A 16,595-nucleotide genomic window follows, 5' to 3' on the forward strand; every position below is an offset into this window, starting at 1 on the left:
AACCAAACTACACTTAATGAGAAAAGCCAAACAAACCTTATGAATGTAAGCCAATTCTCCGGACTATGTAATGTTTAATATTTTTATAAAATAAAGTAGGACATTTATGTATTTAACACGAAAATCTGCTTCATTTATTGTGTTTCTCCTAAGGTAATTGACAAAATACCTACCAAAATTGCAATATACAGTCAATCAGTCCCTTAAGTTGCTTTGCTAAAATTGGCTATACATTTTTGAACAAATTTGTTTGAAAAATGGACTAAGTTGATGGTAACAAAATTATCCAGATGATCTTTGTTTTGTCAAATCCACTGAATTTATGTACGGAAAAAATATTGGGGTGAGCAAGAACTGCCAAAAGCTTAAGCCTTTAGCAATATAAAAACCAAGGTGAATTTATGAATTTCCGTAAATGAAATCCAGGATTTGTGATGAGCTTTTGACATTGAACGAAACAATTTCCGGTATGAAAAGTTATAAAAATCGAATTATTTACAGGAAAAGTGATTAATTTTTGGTCTGAAAGCCATCAACCCACCTTATGTTGCAAAAGTTGAGCCTCGTCATCTTTATGATTCTTTTTGGATCCATCCTTCAAAATCTGCATGCTCAAACCCGAAAAGCCACCTTGGAAGAGATCATTTCTTTTGCTTTTGAGAATCAACCCGGAGCAAGGCAGGGCCAATTGGCCAGAGAAATAACCGATGCCAATGTGAAGTCGGACTTATCCGGCTGGTGGCCACAGGTGGGAGTTTTTGCTGATTTATTCCGGTATTTTGAGCAACCGGTGGCTATTTTTCCCGATTTCGATGATCCGACTTCCGGACAATTTCAGGAAGTTAGGACTGGTGTTCCTTATAATTCTAATGTGAATTTTACCGTTGACCAGCCTTTGTTCAACAACTCGTTGTTTTTGGCTAAAGACCAGGCCAACCTACGTAGAAAGGAAGCAGACCAAAATTTGGAAATTTATTTGGTGGATTTAAAGGTTGATGTGAGTAAGGCATTTTATGACGTATTGCTCAGTCAGGAAGAAATCAAAATCAGGGAAGAGGACCTTCAGCGGCAGGAGAGGCAACTGAAAGATGCCATGGCCCTCTACCGGGCCGGAATCGCAGACAATATTGATTATAAAAGAGCTACCATCACCGTTCAGAATACCAAATCAGCCCTTTACCAAGCCAGAGAAGCCTATCAGGTGCGAATGGCCATGCTCAAAGAATTGAGTGGACTGCCGAAGGAAGAACAGCTTGTCCTGGAGTATGACCTTGACAGGATGTTAGAAAATGTCTACTTGGATACGCTTGAGAATGTGGCTTACCGCAACAGACCAGAGGTAGTGCTGGTCCAGACGCAGCAATCCCTTCAAGATGCCGGCCTGAGTTATTACCGGAGAATGTACATTCCGGAGTTTTCTGCATTTTTCAATTACAACCTGCTTTACCAGACACCGGTTGGCGCTGAATTGTTTAACCGAACTTTCCCTAATTCTTTGATAGGAATGAGGTTCAATTTTCCCATTTTTCAAGGCGGAAAAAGAAACCACGACATTCGGGCAGCATCTTTGGAGCTTCAACAATTGGAGCTTGAAATGGACAACATACAACTTCAGGTGGATCGAGAGCATCAGGAAGCCCTCAGCAATTACAAAACAAACCTTTACCAGTTGATGATCCTGGAGGGGAATAGGGAGTTGGCAGGGGAAATCTACCAAACCGTCAGCTTACAATATGAACAAGGCATCAAAAATTTTCTAGAGGTGATCCAAGCTGAAACTGATTTGCAAACCGCCCGAATCAACTATTTCAATGCCCTTTTCAGACTGATGGCCAGCAGAATGGATCTACTTAGGGCAAGAGGCTTGATTGATACCGGATATTAAATGCCAGCTATGAAAAACCCTTTGAAAATCAATTTCTTTACTATTTATCCTAGGTACATAAATATGGCTTGGGCCAAATTTTTTTGTTTGGTTTTGCTTTTTTCTTTTTCCTGCGGTGAAAAAGAGGAGGAGCAAACATACACGGAGGTGACAAGTACTTTGGTCAAGGAAGAGCAGGTAAGGTTTTCCAGAACCTACCCTGCTGCTGTGGTGGCATTGGAAGAGGTGGACCTGCGGGCCGATGTGGTCGGGTACGTGACCCGAATCCACATTGAAGAAGGGCAACAGGTGAAAAAGGGTACCTTGATGTATACCATAGACCAAACCCGCTACCTGGCCAGAAAGCAACAGGCAGAATCGGCTGTAGCCATTGCAGAAGCCAATTATGATAGGGTAAGCATGGATGTGAATCGGTACCAGAAGTTGAAAGAGGAAGATGCCATTGCTACTCAGATACTTGACAATGCCTTGGTAGATCTTCGCAATGCTCAAGAAACTTTAAATTCGGCCAAATCTGATTTGGAGAATGCAAGAATTGATCTGGATTATGCTAGTATAAGAGCACCATTTGACGGAACAGTCGGTTTCTCGCAAGTCAGGATCGGGACTTTGGTCAGTCCCGGTGAGACATTGTTGAACACCATATCCAAAGATGATCCTATCGGAGTAGATTTTTTTCCTGAGGAGCAGCACCTTTGGACTTTTCAAGAGCTGTTCAGGAATGAAAATGTTGAAGTAGACTCCATTTTTCAACTGCTCTTACCAGGAAATAGGGCATATCCTTTTACGGGAAAAATAGAAACTTTGGATCGGGCAGTGGACCGAAACACAGGGACTTTTCAGGTAAGGTTGCGATTTCCCAATCCGGACAACATGCTCCGTCCCGGATTGAGCTCCACGCTTAAGGTTCTGGATGAAAAATCGGAGACGGTATTGTTGGTTCCCCAGGCAGCCGTTCAGGAACAGATGGGAGAATTTTATGTGTATGTGGTAGAGGGAGAAGAGGCCAAGGAAGTCAAAATCAAACCAGGAAAAAGCAAAGGAGGGTATTTGGTTGTTTTGGAGGGGTTAAAAGAAGGACAGGAAATCGTTGTCAAAGGCATTCAAAAAGTAGGTTCAGGGGATAAAATCAAGGTATTAAACCAGGAGGTGTCTCCATGATAGCGGATACCTTTATCAAGCGCCCCAATACTGCCATTGTTTTATCGGTTTTTATCCTGCTTTTTGGGATTTTGGCTATAGTTAGTCTTCCTGTGTCCCAATATCCCAACATTACTCCGCCGGTCATTCAGGTCACAGCCATCTACACCGGAGCAGATGCTGAAACCATCGAGGAAACGGTAATTACTCAACTGGAAAAAGAAATCAATGGCACTCCTGGTATGGCCTACATCGAGAGCATCGCCAGCAGTGAAGGTAGGATGACGATGAACATCACTTTCGAAGTGGGTACCGACGTCGATGTAGCGGCTGTAGAAGTCCAAAACAGGATCAGCGTGGCAGAACCGCTTCTACCCGAGGAAGTAAGAAGGCTGGGTGTGGTAGTAAGGAAACGTAATCCCAGTATTCTTTTGATTGTATCCATATTTTCTCCTGAAGGTACCCATGGCATAGACTTTCTTAATAACTACACCAACATTTTTGTAAAGGATGAGTTGTTGCGGGTTCCTGGGGTAGGAGACATATTTGCAAGAGCAGAGGATTTTAGTATGAGGATATGGTTAAAACCTGACCGGCTATCCCAACTTAATCTGACCGCCAATGACGTAATCAATGCCTTAAGGGAACAAAATATCCAAGTGGCAGCAGGTAGGATAGGAGCTCCCCCGCAAACAGACTATCAGGCCTTTGAGTATACCGTATTTACCAATGGACGCCTTGAAACCGCAGCAGAATTTGAGCAGGTGATTCTTAAGCGGAATGAGGACAACAATGCCTTGGTCTATCTCAAAGATGTGGCAAGGGTGGAGTTGGGAAGATTTGATTATTCTACCAATAATTTTACAGACGGCTTTCCAGCTGCCTACCTGCTCGTCTACCAAACTCCAGAAAGCAATATACTGGAAACTGAGGAGGGAATCAGGGAAACAATGGAAAGATTGAAACAAAGCTTCCCTAATGACTTGGATTACATTGTACCTTTTGAATCGGCCTCTGTGGTTTCTGAATCCATTTCTGAGGTGGTAAAAACTTTGCTCATTGCCCTGGGATTGGTTCTTTTGGTTGTATTTCTTTTTCTTCAAAACTGGCGAGCCACCCTGATCCCTATATTGATCATTCCTGTTTCGATCATTGGCACCTTTGCGCTGTTTATTCCTTTAGGTTTCACGATCAATACACTTACTTTATTTGGTTTTGTATTGGCCATTGGCATTGTGGTAGATGATGCGATTGTGGTGGTGGAAGCCACTATGGCCATTATGGAAGAGAAAAAAGTATCCGCCAAAGAAGCGGTATCTGAGGCCATGAAGCAGATTTCGGGACCGGTTATCGCCATGTCCCTGATTGTGGCTTCGGTGTTTTTGCCGGTGGGTTTTATACCTGGCATACTTGGCAGGCTGTATCAACAGTTTGCCATGGCTATCGCTGTTTCAGGATTGATCTCCGGATTTGTTGCCCTTTCCCTTACCCCTGCATTGTGTTCTCTCTTGCTCAAACCCAGCAACATAGACAAAAAATCTAAAGGATTGAATCGTTTTTTCTATTTGTTCAATCGCTTTTTTGAAAGATTGTCCAAAAGTTATAACCGAAAGGTCATGTGGAGTCTGGAAAGGTCTAAATACATCCTGATAGGCTTGGGACTGCTTATCTTGGCTACCTTTCTGATGTTCCAGCAAAAGCCCACTGGATTCATACCCACAGAAGATGAAGGAAGGTTATTTGTAACTTTTGAATTGCCCGAAGGGGCTTCCACCAACCGAACCTTGGCGACCATCACCAAGTTGATGGACATCTTGGATCAGCAGGAAGAAGTCCTTCATTATTCGGCGGTTACCGGTCTGAACGCAGTAAATTTTGCTGTTAAATCAAACAGTGGTACAGTGTTCACCCAATTGACTCCTTGGGGAGAAAGGAAAGGTAAAGGGCAAGGGGCTTTTGAGATTCAAAAAAGACTGGAAGACCTTCTGGCAAGGGAATTGCCAGAAGCTGAAGTAGTTATCATTGCTCCACCTGCTATTCCTGGATTGGGTAGCACCTCTGGCTTTACCTTTGTCTTTCAGGAGCTGGATGGAACAGGTAACATCAAAGACTTTGAATCCAATCTGGAAACCTTTGTGGAGGAATTGAACAAGCATGAAAGCATAGGGAATGCTTTTTCATTTTTCAGTGCCAGTACTCCGGCTTATCGCGTAAAGTTAAATAGGGAACAGACTGCCCGGCAGGGCATCAACATCGGGGAAGCCTATCAGACCCTTCAATCCTACCTGGGGAGTTTTTATGTAAACGATTTTATCCTCTATGGAAGAAATTTTAGGGTGGTGGTGCAAGCAGACAGTGTTTATCGAGAAGATCCAGAGGGACTCAACCAGTTTTTTCTTAGAAATGCCGCTGGGGGATTGACACCCATGAGTGCTCTGACGGAGGTGGAATTGATAGAAAATGCCCCTTTAATCAATCATTTCAACTTGTTCAGGTCAGCCACTATCAACGGTGAGGCCGCTCCTGGTCGCAGTTCAGGTGAAGGTATTGCTGCCTTGGAAGAGGTAGGTGACGGAAACCTGCCAACAGGATATGGGTATGATTTTGCAGGAATTACCCGGGAAGAAGTAAAAACTGGACAGAGTACCCTTTTGGTATTTCTGCTTTCCGTATGCTTTGTTTTTCTATGTTTGACTGCGCTTTATGAAAGTTGGTCTGTCCCTTTTTCGGTTTTGTTGGCGGTTCCTACTGGAGCTTTCGGAGCTATTTTGACTTTGCTGTTGTTTCCTCGATTGGAAAACAATGTATACGCTCAGATAGGCTTGCTGACACTGATAGGCTTGGCTGCTAAAAATGCCATCTTAATTGTAGAGTATGCAAAAGAGAGGGTAGATGGGGGCATGGATATTACAGAAGCAGTCAAAGAAGCTGCCAGCCTGCGTTTGCGTCCCATCATCATGACTTCCATGGCTTTTATTTTGGGGATTTTGCCTTTGGCATTTGCAGGTGGTGCCGGTGCTTTGGCCCGCCAAACCATCGGATGGACTGTTTTCGGCGGGATGATTGCGGCCACGCTGTTGACCATTTTTTTGGTACCTGTGCTTTTTGTTTTGATCAGTAAGTTGGCTTTCAGCAAAAAGGAATTGGAAGACTTAAAACATCAAAGCGATTCATCCGGATAAGTTGAATTGATCATTTGCATGACATTGACCCCTTTTTGGATTCCGTTTAAATCAGGACTCCTCTTCGTCACTGCTGAATAAGTAGCCAAAGGCTCCGAAAGCTGGAACATTTCTAGAAACCACACTTACTATGGCAAAAATCGGAATAGCTAGTATCATACCCACAATGCCCCAGATGGCATTGCCCAATATTACAGAAAGGATAATAAAAAAGGGATGTACATTTAATTTTCCCCCCAAAACGATGGGTTGGAGGATATAGCTGTCCAGGAATTGAACAAATAAAAACGTAACAGTGACACCAATCAAAGTGGACATGTCTCCTCCTGAAAAAACTCCCATGGCCATGGCCAGTACGTATCCAAAAAAATTACCCACAAAAGGAATCAAGGAAAGGATGGCCGCAATGATGCTGACCACGATGAAATTTTCTACCCCTGAAATCCACAGTCCAAGACCGTACAATACCACCAAAACTATCATAAGTAGCAGTCTACCAATCAGATAATGCTGTACCACATCAGCAGATTTGGATATGATATTTCTAACTTCATCTTGCTTTTCTTTTTCAAAAAGCTTCAGGATAAATTGCTTGAATCGGTTTCGATAGTGGATAAAGAAAAAGATATAAACAAATGTGATCAGGAAATCTGTCAAAAATCCAGCGGCTCCTCCAATCACCGACAGTGCCTGTTCTCCTTTTTCTCCGTTATCTCCGTTTTCTTCTTCTTCTTCTTCTGATTCCTCTTCATCATCACCAACGCCCATATCTGATTTATATTCCTCCAGTTCGCCTTCATCCATTGGCGTATGTTGTAGGATGTAGGCTTCTGCTTTTTCTATTTTTGGCAATATAGTGTCCTTTATGTCATCCCAATCATCCACAATGGTTTTCATCTGCCAAGAGATGACCAAAAAGAAAAGCCCGGCTAAAATCAACAATATCAAAATATTGATGATACTGGTCCAAATCCGTTTCATCCCTTTGGACTCCAGTTTGTTGGCCAAAGGAAAGGTCAACATGGCAAGGATAAAAGCCAATACCAGAGGAGCTAGAAATTCCTTAGCCAGGACCAGACCATAAATGAAAAAGAACAGCCCCGCAACAAGCAATGTAAAATTGATTAAGATGCCATTGGGAGTAAATATTTTATTGGGTTGCATGGGTTGGTCATTAGAATTCTATGTAAAAATGGGGTAAATAATTGATTAATTCAAAATAATATTGAAAATATGATAATTTTCACCAAATAATATATCTTAAAAACCTTTTAAATCCTATTAAATCTGTATCGATAATCTACAGGTGACATGTCCACATATTTTTTAAATACATCGCGAAAGGCTTTTGGATCACTGTAGCCTACTGCATACATGACTTCATTGACTTGCTTTTGCCCCGATTCCAACTGGAGTTTGGCTGCTTCTATCTTTACCCTTTGCGTGTATTCAATCAGTGAATTGGACGTTGCTTTTTTAAATCTCCTTTCTAGGGTTCTTCTGCCAATTCCAAACCGTTCAGCCAGTTCCTCCACTGAAAATTTCTGGTCAAAATATTTTTCCAGGTATTCCTGAATGGCTAGAATTAAATCATCTCCATGATTTTTTTGCCCTTTGAATAGGGCGAAAGGCAATTGACTGTTACGTTCAATATCAAGGAGAAAAAACTTGGAGGCCATGATGGCCATTTCTCTGTGGGTGTGTTTTTCCACCAAATAGAGCAAAAGGTTCCAATAGGCATTGGCCCCGCCACTTGAGTATAGGCCATTTTGTTCTGAAATGATTCTGTTGTCCACCAACTTTACTTCAGGAAACATCTCTTTGAAAGTGGGGGCATGGAGCCAGTGGGTAGAACAGGTTTTTCCGTTGAGTAAGCCGGTCGAGGCCAACAGAAAAGCACCAATACAGAGGCTTGCTACTTCGGCACCTTTCAAATATTGGGCTGAGATCCATGGATAAAATGCCTGATTAAGCGCAATGGCTTCCTTGATATCCCCAGAGATCGCGGGTATGATGATCAAGTCAGTGGAGGTAACCTCATCCAGCAAAGTATCAGGATGAAAGCTTACCAAACCATGGTTGACCATTACTTCTTTCTGCAACCCGACCAATTGAACCTTGAAGGCTGGTTCAAGGTCCATATTTTCCAGAAACATATTGATGGCGGAAAACATGTACTGAGGATCTACCACTGCGGCGGGAACCGCCCTTTCAGGTACAAGAATGGAGACAGTCTTCATGTCAGGAAGTTAATAATTATGACTGTCGCAATCAACCCTGAATGATGTCGGAATTACACTTGGGATGTTTTTTATTTGGAAGTCAAGGCCTATCCATCAGCTTTTGTCATCCGTTCTTTTGAGCAATCCAAGTCCTGAACTGAAAAAAATAATACCTAAAATAAAAAAGACAAGGATGGTTTTCCAGTCACTGTTTTCACTGTTGAGAAAAAGATAGGCGCTATAAATTAATCCGCCTATGCCTGCTACGGTCAGGAGGGGGCCGAAAATTCTTTTGAGATTCATAGGTTGGTTTTTAGTTGTGGATAAATTGGGTCAAAAATGTTGCCAGTAATTTTCGGGGCTTTCAGGGTTGCCAGGGTTATCCAATTTGAAGGGTGACTGGATTATTTAGGGCGTGTTTGATATTGAAGCGCGCGTTAATCCTTTGTTTTTTTAGGATTGGTGAGGGCTTTTTTGATGCCCTCTAAACCCTCTACAAATAGTGACATCTGACCGATGACTTGAGACATCCTGTCCTGATCACCTAATCCCCTGATCCGGTTGTTGCGAACGAAGGCCTCTTTGATGGCTTCCCATCGTTTTTGCATGGAAGGATCCAATCTTCCCATCATTTCCGCCAATTTCAACAGGTTGGATTCTGCGTCTGAAGTCAGGGTTTGAGACTCATTTTGATAATGGTCCAAAACCAACTGTATGACTTCTTCATCATTGAGGATAGGGACCAGCATGCCCATCAATTTGTTCATGTCCCGATAGGAACCCTGCAGCTTAAAGGGAGGTTCAGTCCTGTAGTCATCAGACATGGCAGCAGAAGCAATGTATTGGGCGTTGACCATGAGAAGCACATCCCTGAGCATGATGGTCATTTGCAAAACTCGGATGCAGTCTTTTATCTCTTGAGCGGAAAGATTGCCTTCCAAATCAGGCAATTGAGTTTCACCGTTTTCAATGAATTGAATCAGTTTGTATAAATTTTCCATACCAAACTGCGCCATGGATTTCAGATTTTGATTTGAGGTCAATCCATTTTCGATCAAACTCAGCTCAAATAACTCTTTCCTATTGGAGGCGGTATCACCCAAGTTGTAAATATCGGCACGGTTGGACAACATGTCCGGGATTTGGAATTTGTCCCCGCTTTCTGTGTAGGGATTTCCTGCCATGACTACGCAGAACCGCTTTCCTCTGAAATCATAGGTCTTGGATTGTCCGTTGAATACCCCTTCGATCTTGCGCTGACCGTCAGCCAGAGAGATGAATTTCTGCAAAAACTCGGGATTGCAATGCTGTATGTCATCCAGATAAAGCATCACATTGTCACTCATCTCAAAGGCCAGATTTAGTTTTTGTAATTCCTGACGTGTGGCGGCATTTCTTGCTTCTGAAGGATCCACAGAGGTAATTTCATGCCCTATGGAAGGTCCGTTGATTTTCATAAAGATCAGCCCCAGCCGGTCGGCCACGTATTCCATCAAGGTTGTTTTCCCATACCCGGGGGGAGAAATCAGCAATAGCATTCCTGAACGATCTGTGCGCTTATCCAGTCCATAAGCACCAAGCTGCTTGGCGAAGTTGGCCCCGATCATGTTGAAATAGACCTGATTGATCAGTTTGTTCCTCACAAACGAAGTCAAGACTTGCGTTTGGAATTCATGCAACCTTAAAGATTGTTTTTTCTCTTCGATTAACTGATGTTTGATTTCTTGAAGTTTCAAAAAGCGAGGCCTGGCATGTGTTGTAAATTGGTTTAATCTCTTGACAAAGTCATGGTAGTCAAAAAGGTAAACATTAGATTCCTCTTGGCCTATGGGAGCCTTGAGATTTTCAACTTCGGTCAATCCATTGACAAATAAGACGTTAGGTTGATTTGAACTATGGGTAATAAGCAAAACGGTTAACTCATCCAAAACTCCTTCTGAAACATTTTCACCATCATTTTCAGCAAAAGTTTCGACCCATTGTCTGCAGAGATGCCATACCTCAGCAGGGTAGGAGGTAATTTCATCCTGGGCATCTTGAAAGGTCAGGTCTGCATTTTTCGATTTCAGCGATTTTTTAAACGCCTCATGGAGTTCAAAAGCTGATTTTTCACAGACAAAGCCATCAGTGACCTGTTCTTCTGACAAATACAAAGCGGATTGAAAGGGGTCGCTTTGTTCAAATAATTTATACTTTTTGGAAAAGCTTTCAATTTTCTCACCCAATAATTTGATGAGATGCTTTTGTTCTTTGGTTTGGGGAAAAGCTTGTTTGAGCAGGTTGAGAAAAACAAATTGCTTTTTAAAGAACATCTTTTCCTCCGGATCACAGAAATGCCAAAACAATTGGGCCAAAACCCTTGTCTGAGCGGCAAAACGAAGCAATCCCAAGTCTCTGTCTTTTTCAAGCAATATTTTCAAAAGGACTAAGGCATCATGGTCGTGGACACCTTTGACATATCCTTCTCCGTAATGGCTGGCGATATGACGGTCAATGTGGTTTTTGATCAACGCATCTGTGAGGGCTTGCCGCTTATCCAATGACTCAAAAATTTTCCATGCCAAATACTCTGAACGGTGCACCTCTTTGTTTTCAGAAGGCAATTCCTGATTCCATACATCCTGAAGTTGGTTGAGTTCCTCTTTATTTACAGCTTCATAATAGGATGTGCCGGTCAGGTGATAATGATATTTCCTGTCTCTGACTACCAGTGTCAGATCGAGCTTCTGATTGTTTACAGCAAATCTAAAATCCCCCAATTTGATGACGTTTTTGCCATCTTCAAACAGCTCATTTTTGTCTTTCAGAGCTCTAATGGCTTCCTGCTGAAGTACCTGAATCTGATTGAGCAAATCTTCGGACTTGGCTGAATCATCCAGTTTCTGAAGCTGTTTGGCTACATCCCTGACTTTATCCACCATCAGGTCTGCAGCAAAATATCCGTTGATTTCTACTTCGGTGGTAAAACTGGCAGCCCTTGATTTGATCCCATTTAGTATACGTTCCGCTGATGCGAAAAGGGAGTTTGTCCTTCGGTTTCTGGCTTCTGTAAGATTCACCTTTTTGGATTCGAAGGCAGCATAGATGGCTTCCCTCTTTTCTCCGATTTTTTCCACAAACTCGTCAAAATCAGCAAACTTACCCTCTAGTTCCTCCAGATGTATGGATAATTTGGTCAGGTATTCGTCACATTTGGCAGGTTCGTTAGCCAAGTCAAGATAATTGACGATGGATTGTTCAAACAAGGTCATCTGAGCTTGAAAATCAGCCCTCGCCTCCTTCTGACCCAATTGTCTTCTTTGGGTGTTGAGGTTGACTCTTTCTTGATTGAGCTGGGCAAAAATCAAGGATATGTTTTCTATGATCTGCGTAGAATGAGCCGTATCCTCTACTTTGAGGTTATTGACAATGTCAATCAACATTTCCAGTTGACGGGAAAGGTTGTCAAACTCCTGTTCCAAAGCCCTGGCATCGATTACTTTGGTAAGCTTCTGTACTGATGCTTTCAAGGTATCCATGCTGGATTGATAGAAATCCAAGGCATCATCCTGAAGCAAAAACTGTACACAGGCTTCAGCAAGCTCATCTGCCCGCTCGGCAACTTTTTTTTCCAACTCCTCAACCAAATCTAAATCCACGTACCTAAGGTTTTTCAGCCCGATGATCTCTCCTCTGATGCTTCTCATTTGTGAAAGCAGGGAGACATACTGATCCAGGCTCTCAAAATTGGCCCTTCTTGTGTCAAAGATAATTTTGTCTACTTTTTCTTTGACGGTTTGCAGCGATTTAGCTGTATTTTGTCTGATCTGTACGACTTTTTCAAATTCGTCGATGGCGGAAACAGCGATTTCCTTGATCTGCGAAAGCGGCTGCTGCAGGCCAACAGCGCTTCCGTTTTTGAGCCAGAAGTAACCATCAAGAATGCTTTGGCTTCGCCTTTCGAGGTCTTCATAAAGACCGTTGTAACTGTCTTCCTTGTTGAGCAAAACCACCAGTTCCTGGATTTCCGCCATGGCTTTTACAATATCCCTGTTGCCAATCTTGTACAACTCCTTGTCCTTGTAGGCTTCATTTGGGAGCAGTTCTTTGGCATAGGGTGTTTGCCATATCTGGATGAGGTGATGGGTTCCCGGTTCCTTTTCCGTATTGAAATAGCAAAGTTCTCCATCAGCAAAAAGGGTATAGCCATTGCAAAATATGGGTGTTTTGACGGTTTGCTCGATTACATTGTAGGAGAGGATGACAAAGTCATGGTTTTTCTCTTCATAAAAAATAAAAAGGTAATCCTCGCCGTTGGGAGACTGCACCTTTCTAAGGAATTTGACCCCTTCAATTTTCCTGTCAAACAGCTTGTATTCCCCGGTCTGTAAATAATATCCATTGGACAGGATGATTCCCTGATGATCCGGCAACAATATGCCTGCGTCCTTGAGGGTGTCTACGCGGATGACGTTTTTTACCCTCGAATTAAAAATGAAATACCTGTCACTTTCCAGATAAGGGCGGATTTTTAGTAAAACCAGATTGCCTAGGTCACAAAAATGAATTTCAGCATCATCGAGTGACTGGTCTTTCTGTTCGACTTCTTCCGAATAAATACCCAAACCATCATCCGTATTGTCCTCCACTTTAATGGTTAGATTACCACTCACGGTTTCTACAAAAACCTTATCCACGATAGAGATATGGGGGTTTTTGCCAGCCCGCTGCATGTCACGGGTGGCCCTGGACCATTCAAATTCGTGCTGTAAGGGAAATTTGATTTCAGCAGCACTCCGGGAATCAATGTACTGCAATTTTTCATTTTGGATCAACCACTTGAAAGCCTTGATATCTGTAGGACTCTCAGACAATTGAAATACCATGTACAGGAAATTTCCCGAAACAAAAAAACGGGAAAATTGGGTGTTTCTGTAGAATTTGTAAAGGTTTTGAAGCTCTGCGGCAAAGGTTTGGTCTTTGATGATATCCAGAGGAAGCGGATGAAATTCATGGTTGTCAAATTTGTAGACATTGAAGACATCGTCCACTTCTAGGACCGTTTTAAGTCCTAACCGTACGTTATACCCGAATAGGCAGATTCTTCCCACCGAAACAATGTCCCTTGCCATGCAATTGTGCTGGGTCGTGATTCTGATGTTGGACAACAATTTGAAATCCACCACCCCAAAAATCAACTGCCGGTCCTGATTAAGGATTTGAAGTTGCTCGATGAGTTCTTGGCGCTGCTGTTGGAGCCTGTTTTGAATGATTTCGTAGGTACCTTTTTCTATATTCCTGTCCATATACGGTAAAATCCTAATTCGGTCGTAAGTCAAAAATTGTCACCAATAAAATGCCCTTAAAGATCATGCTTGGTTTCTGTGGATAATTGAGAGCCGCTGACCTTAGTGAAATTCAGGGCAGAAAACCGCAAATTATCCATACTAAAGTTTTTGAAGGATTAAAAGGAGGATCCTACATGATCCTCCTGTTTTCTACTCCCATCCCTTTGGCTAAATTCAGCATGTTGGTCAAAAAGCCCTTGTCCTGGTCAGAGGCTTTCATTTGAATCTGAGCAATCAAAGCGGCAATGGATAGGTTTTTCAAATCCTCAGTCGTTATCCCATACTTATTGGCAATGTTGCGGATTTTTTCCACCAGATCATTTGGGGTGTCGTCTTTGCCGTTTTCACCCAAAAAGGCATCTTTGAACTGGGCAACCGTATGGGAGTGTTCCACCATTTTGTCGATTCCTTTTCCGGTTGATATTTGCTTGATCAGGTTGTCGAAGAAGGTGTTGTCTCCTCCCACAATATCAATTTTCGCGGTTTTAAATGCTTCTGCAAGCACTTTGGCCTGTGCATCTGCGATGTCCTTTTGGATACTGATTTGCGCCAATTCCACATCCTTCTCTTTTTGAAGCTTTAGCCTGAATTCTTCGTGTTCCTTACCGGCATCATTCAGTTGTTTCATGGCTCCGGCTTTTTCATTGATGCCTTTGGCTTCTGCGATGGCTTTTTCTTGGATCACCTCAGCTTCTGCCAAACCTTCTTTACGTTTCGCTTCCGCTATCTTCTCAATGACTATGGCATCTACCATTCCCTGTCTTTCCAAGGCATCGGCCTTGGCATGCATCACCTGAGCCTCTGACATACCGAGCGTGGCTTCCTCCTTGGCTTTTGCTTCTGCGATGATTTTTCGGGCATCAGCCTCTTTGTCTGCAGCATCTTTTTTCGCATTGGCCTCAATGATGATTTTGGCAGCTTCATGTTTGGCTGATTTCTCTTTTGATTCAGCAGCTTTTACTTCTTCAATCAGGTTTTTCTCAGCTTCTTTGGAAGCAATAATCAATGCAACATCTTTTTGCCTGTTCGCTTCTTTAAGGGCTTCAACATCCTTGATTTTCTCTTGCTCTTCTACCACGGTTTTTTCCATGGCTACCCTTTCTCTTATGGCATCCTGAATGTTTTTCTTTTCGATTTCAACTGCTTTTTCTTTTTCGATCTGAGCCAAAGCTACCACTCTTTCTCTTTCAGTTGCTTCGATATCCCGGTCTTTTTTGACCCTTTCGGTTTCTACTGCCTCGGCCCGTTCTTTGTTCTTTGCCGCAATGATGACTTGCCGCTGTTTGTTTTCTTCCTGGATTTCCAGTTGTTCCTCAGTCCTGATTCGGACTTCTTCTGACTTGAGTTTTTCCTGAACCGTCACCTTATCGATTTCAGCTTGTTCACGTGCTTTTATGGTCTCAATTTCACGTCTCTGGGACTCTTCTTTTTCTTTCAGCTGTTTTTCAAGTTCCAGAATGGCTTCTCTTGCTTCCACATCTTGCTTTTTGATGATTTTTTCCTCGTCTCTGCGGATGAGATTTGCTTTGATGTTTTGCGCTGCGGTCAGTTCTGTGATTTTCTTGATACCTTCTGCATCCAGGATATTATCCGAATCCAGGTTCTCGATTTTGGTTTGTTCCAGGTAATCAATGGCACAATCATCCAGAACATAGCCGTTGAGATCGGTTCCGATGATATCGATGATTTCATCGCGAAATTCCCTTCTTGCTTCATAGAGTTCTATGAACTCGAATTTTTTACCCACACTTTTCAGTGCTTCAGAAAATTTGGCTTCAAACAGGCTTTCCAAGGTTTCATGGTCAGAAGCCCTGGCACAGCCTATGGTCTGGGCTACATTGATGATGTCCTGCACGGATTTGTTGACCCTTACAAAAAAGGCCACTTTGATGTCAGCCCTCATGTTGTCTTTACAGATCAACCCATCTTTGGTCATCCTTGAAATCTCCAGTTTTTTGACGGAAATATCCATGATTTCTTCTTTATGGAGTATGGGAATTACCATTCCGGCATTGAAGAATATCCTTACACCACCCTGACCCGTTCGCACCAACACCCGGCCCTGGCTTACTTTTTTGTACATTGAAATGAGCCACATGAATAGCCCCAATAGCACGATTATACTGACTCCTGCTATCACATAAAAAGATTCCATCATAGTCTAATTGATTTAAAGTTGATATTTTTGAGCTAAGAAATATTTTTTGTCGGAAGACTCCTCCAAAATGATGACTGTATCATTGAACAGGATAAAATCCCCATCGATGGATTTGGCATAAATCCTTATCACATCATTTTCAATGCTGATTTCTACCTGTCCGATTTTCTCCTTTCCCATAGGAGAGATTACTTTACCGGTTTTTCCAATAAAATCAATGGCTTCCTCCCCCTTGTGGTTGAAGTGCCCATAAAGCTTTACAAATGGCCTTGCTACTACCTTGGTAATCAACATGCTGATGACTAATCCGGGGACATAGACAAGAAATCCAAGCAGGCTATCTGAGATTCCCAACAGGGCGGTGACATTGACGTTGATCAACCACATGCAGAAAATCACAATGGAAAGGATGAACATGATCGGCAACTCACCTATGTAGAGGAATTCCAATACAGCGGACCAAAATCCCTGGCCATCTGCACTCCCCACTTCTGGATTGTTGATGTCCGCATCTGCCTCAGCCAAATCCAAATCAAAACCAGTAAAGATGATCACCAACCAATAAATTAGGATGATGATGGCCAATAGGGTTAGGATGAAGTTGGCAGGGGCAAAAGATATCTCGATGAGTCTTTCCATAACTTTTTATGCTAACATTACCTGTTTCATTTAATTGACAAG

Annotated in this window: 9 protein-coding genes; 3 read left to right on the top strand and 6 right to left on the bottom strand. The window is 42.5% G+C overall.

What is annotated here, in order from left to right; all coding sequences use genetic code 11:
• Window positions 1–544 precede the first annotated feature (544 nt).
• From H1A14_RS21910 to H1A14_RS21920, 3 genes are read left to right on the top strand one after another with little or no spacing between them, the layout of a single operon-like run.
• Entirely contained in the window at window positions 545–1,885 is a 1,341-nt protein-coding gene (locus H1A14_RS21910; RefSeq protein ID WP_194778454.1) for a TolC family protein, read from the top strand.
• A gap of 9 nt (window positions 1,886–1,894) precedes the next feature.
• Window positions 1,895–3,046 (top strand): efflux RND transporter periplasmic adaptor subunit, encoded by a 1,152-nt coding sequence (locus H1A14_RS21915; protein ID WP_194778455.1) that lies wholly within the window; start codon window positions 1,895–1,897, stop codon window positions 3,044–3,046.
• The gene (locus tag H1A14_RS21920) at window positions 3,043–6,207 is read left to right on the top strand and encodes an efflux RND transporter permease subunit (protein WP_194778456.1); all 3,165 of its coding nucleotides are present in this window, start codon (window positions 3,043–3,045) and stop codon (window positions 6,205–6,207) included. Before H1A14_RS21915 ends, H1A14_RS21920 begins: the two co-directional genes overlap by 4 nt.
• Before the next feature lie 51 nt (window positions 6,208–6,258).
• On the opposite strand, the gene H1A14_RS21925 is transcribed toward H1A14_RS21920, so the two are convergent.
• The 6 genes from H1A14_RS21925 to H1A14_RS21950 form a co-directional block, all read right to left on the bottom strand.
• Window positions 6,259–7,371, bottom strand: coding sequence for an AI-2E family transporter (locus H1A14_RS21925; protein WP_194778457.1), 1,113 nt, complete (start codon window positions 7,369–7,371; stop codon window positions 6,259–6,261).
• A gap of 107 nt (window positions 7,372–7,478) precedes the next feature.
• The gene (locus H1A14_RS21930; RefSeq protein WP_194778458.1) at window positions 7,479–8,447 is read right to left on the bottom strand and encodes a GlxA family transcriptional regulator; all 969 of its coding nucleotides are present in this window, start codon (window positions 8,445–8,447) and stop codon (window positions 7,479–7,481) included.
• Window positions 8,448–8,543: 96 nt separating this feature from the next.
• Window positions 8,544–8,732 carry a hypothetical protein gene (locus tag H1A14_RS21935; protein ID WP_194778459.1) on the bottom strand — a complete coding sequence of 63 codons (189 nt, stop codon included), beginning with the start codon at window positions 8,730–8,732 and terminating at the stop codon, window positions 8,544–8,546.
• A gap of 134 nt (window positions 8,733–8,866) precedes the next feature.
• Window positions 8,867–13,714, bottom strand: a complete 4,848-nt coding sequence (locus H1A14_RS21940) for a DNA repair ATPase (protein WP_194778460.1) — start codon at window positions 13,712–13,714, stop codon at window positions 8,867–8,869.
• A 172-nt stretch (window positions 13,715–13,886) separates the two neighbouring features.
• Window positions 13,887–15,914: a flotillin family protein gene (locus H1A14_RS21945; protein WP_228527919.1), complete on the bottom strand. Its 2,028-nt coding sequence runs from the start codon at window positions 15,912–15,914 to the stop codon at window positions 13,887–13,889.
• A 12-nt stretch (window positions 15,915–15,926) separates the two neighbouring features.
• Window positions 15,927–16,553: an OB-fold-containig protein gene (locus tag H1A14_RS21950; protein WP_194778461.1), complete on the bottom strand. Its 627-nt coding sequence runs from the start codon at window positions 16,551–16,553 to the stop codon at window positions 15,927–15,929.
• Window positions 16,554–16,595: the final 42 nt, after the last annotated feature.

The organism is Pararhodonellum marinum, from assembly GCF_015354735.1.
Taxonomy (GTDB): domain Bacteria; phylum Bacteroidota; class Bacteroidia; order Cytophagales; family Cyclobacteriaceae; genus Pararhodonellum; species Pararhodonellum marinum.

What these genes read in the sequence shown, in the direction of transcription:
- H1A14_RS21940 (WP_194778460.1), bottom strand. Translation starts at nt 13,714, where the DNA reads ATGGACAGGAATATAGAAAAAGGTACCTACGAAATCATTCAAAACAGG.
- H1A14_RS21910 (WP_194778454.1), top strand. Translation starts at nt 545, where the DNA reads ATGTTGCAAAAGTTGAGCCTCGTCATCTTTATGATTCTTTTTGGATCC.
- H1A14_RS21945 (WP_228527919.1), bottom strand. Translation starts at nt 15,914, where the DNA reads ATGATGGAATCTTTTTATGTGATAGCAGGAGTCAGTATAATCGTGCTA.
- H1A14_RS21920 (WP_194778456.1), top strand. Translation starts at nt 3,043, where the DNA reads ATGATAGCGGATACCTTTATCAAGCGCCCCAATACTGCCATTGTTTTA.
- H1A14_RS21935 (WP_194778459.1), bottom strand. Translation starts at nt 8,732, where the DNA reads ATGAATCTCAAAAGAATTTTCGGCCCCCTCCTGACCGTAGCAGGCATA.
- H1A14_RS21930 (WP_194778458.1), bottom strand. Translation starts at nt 8,447, where the DNA reads ATGAAGACTGTCTCCATTCTTGTACCTGAAAGGGCGGTTCCCGCCGCA.
- H1A14_RS21915 (WP_194778455.1), top strand. Translation starts at nt 1,895, where the DNA reads ATGAAAAACCCTTTGAAAATCAATTTCTTTACTATTTATCCTAGGTAC.
- H1A14_RS21950 (WP_194778461.1), bottom strand. Translation starts at nt 16,553, where the DNA reads ATGGAAAGACTCATCGAGATATCTTTTGCCCCTGCCAACTTCATCCTA.
- H1A14_RS21925 (WP_194778457.1), bottom strand. Translation starts at nt 7,371, where the DNA reads ATGCAACCCAATAAAATATTTACTCCCAATGGCATCTTAATCAATTTT.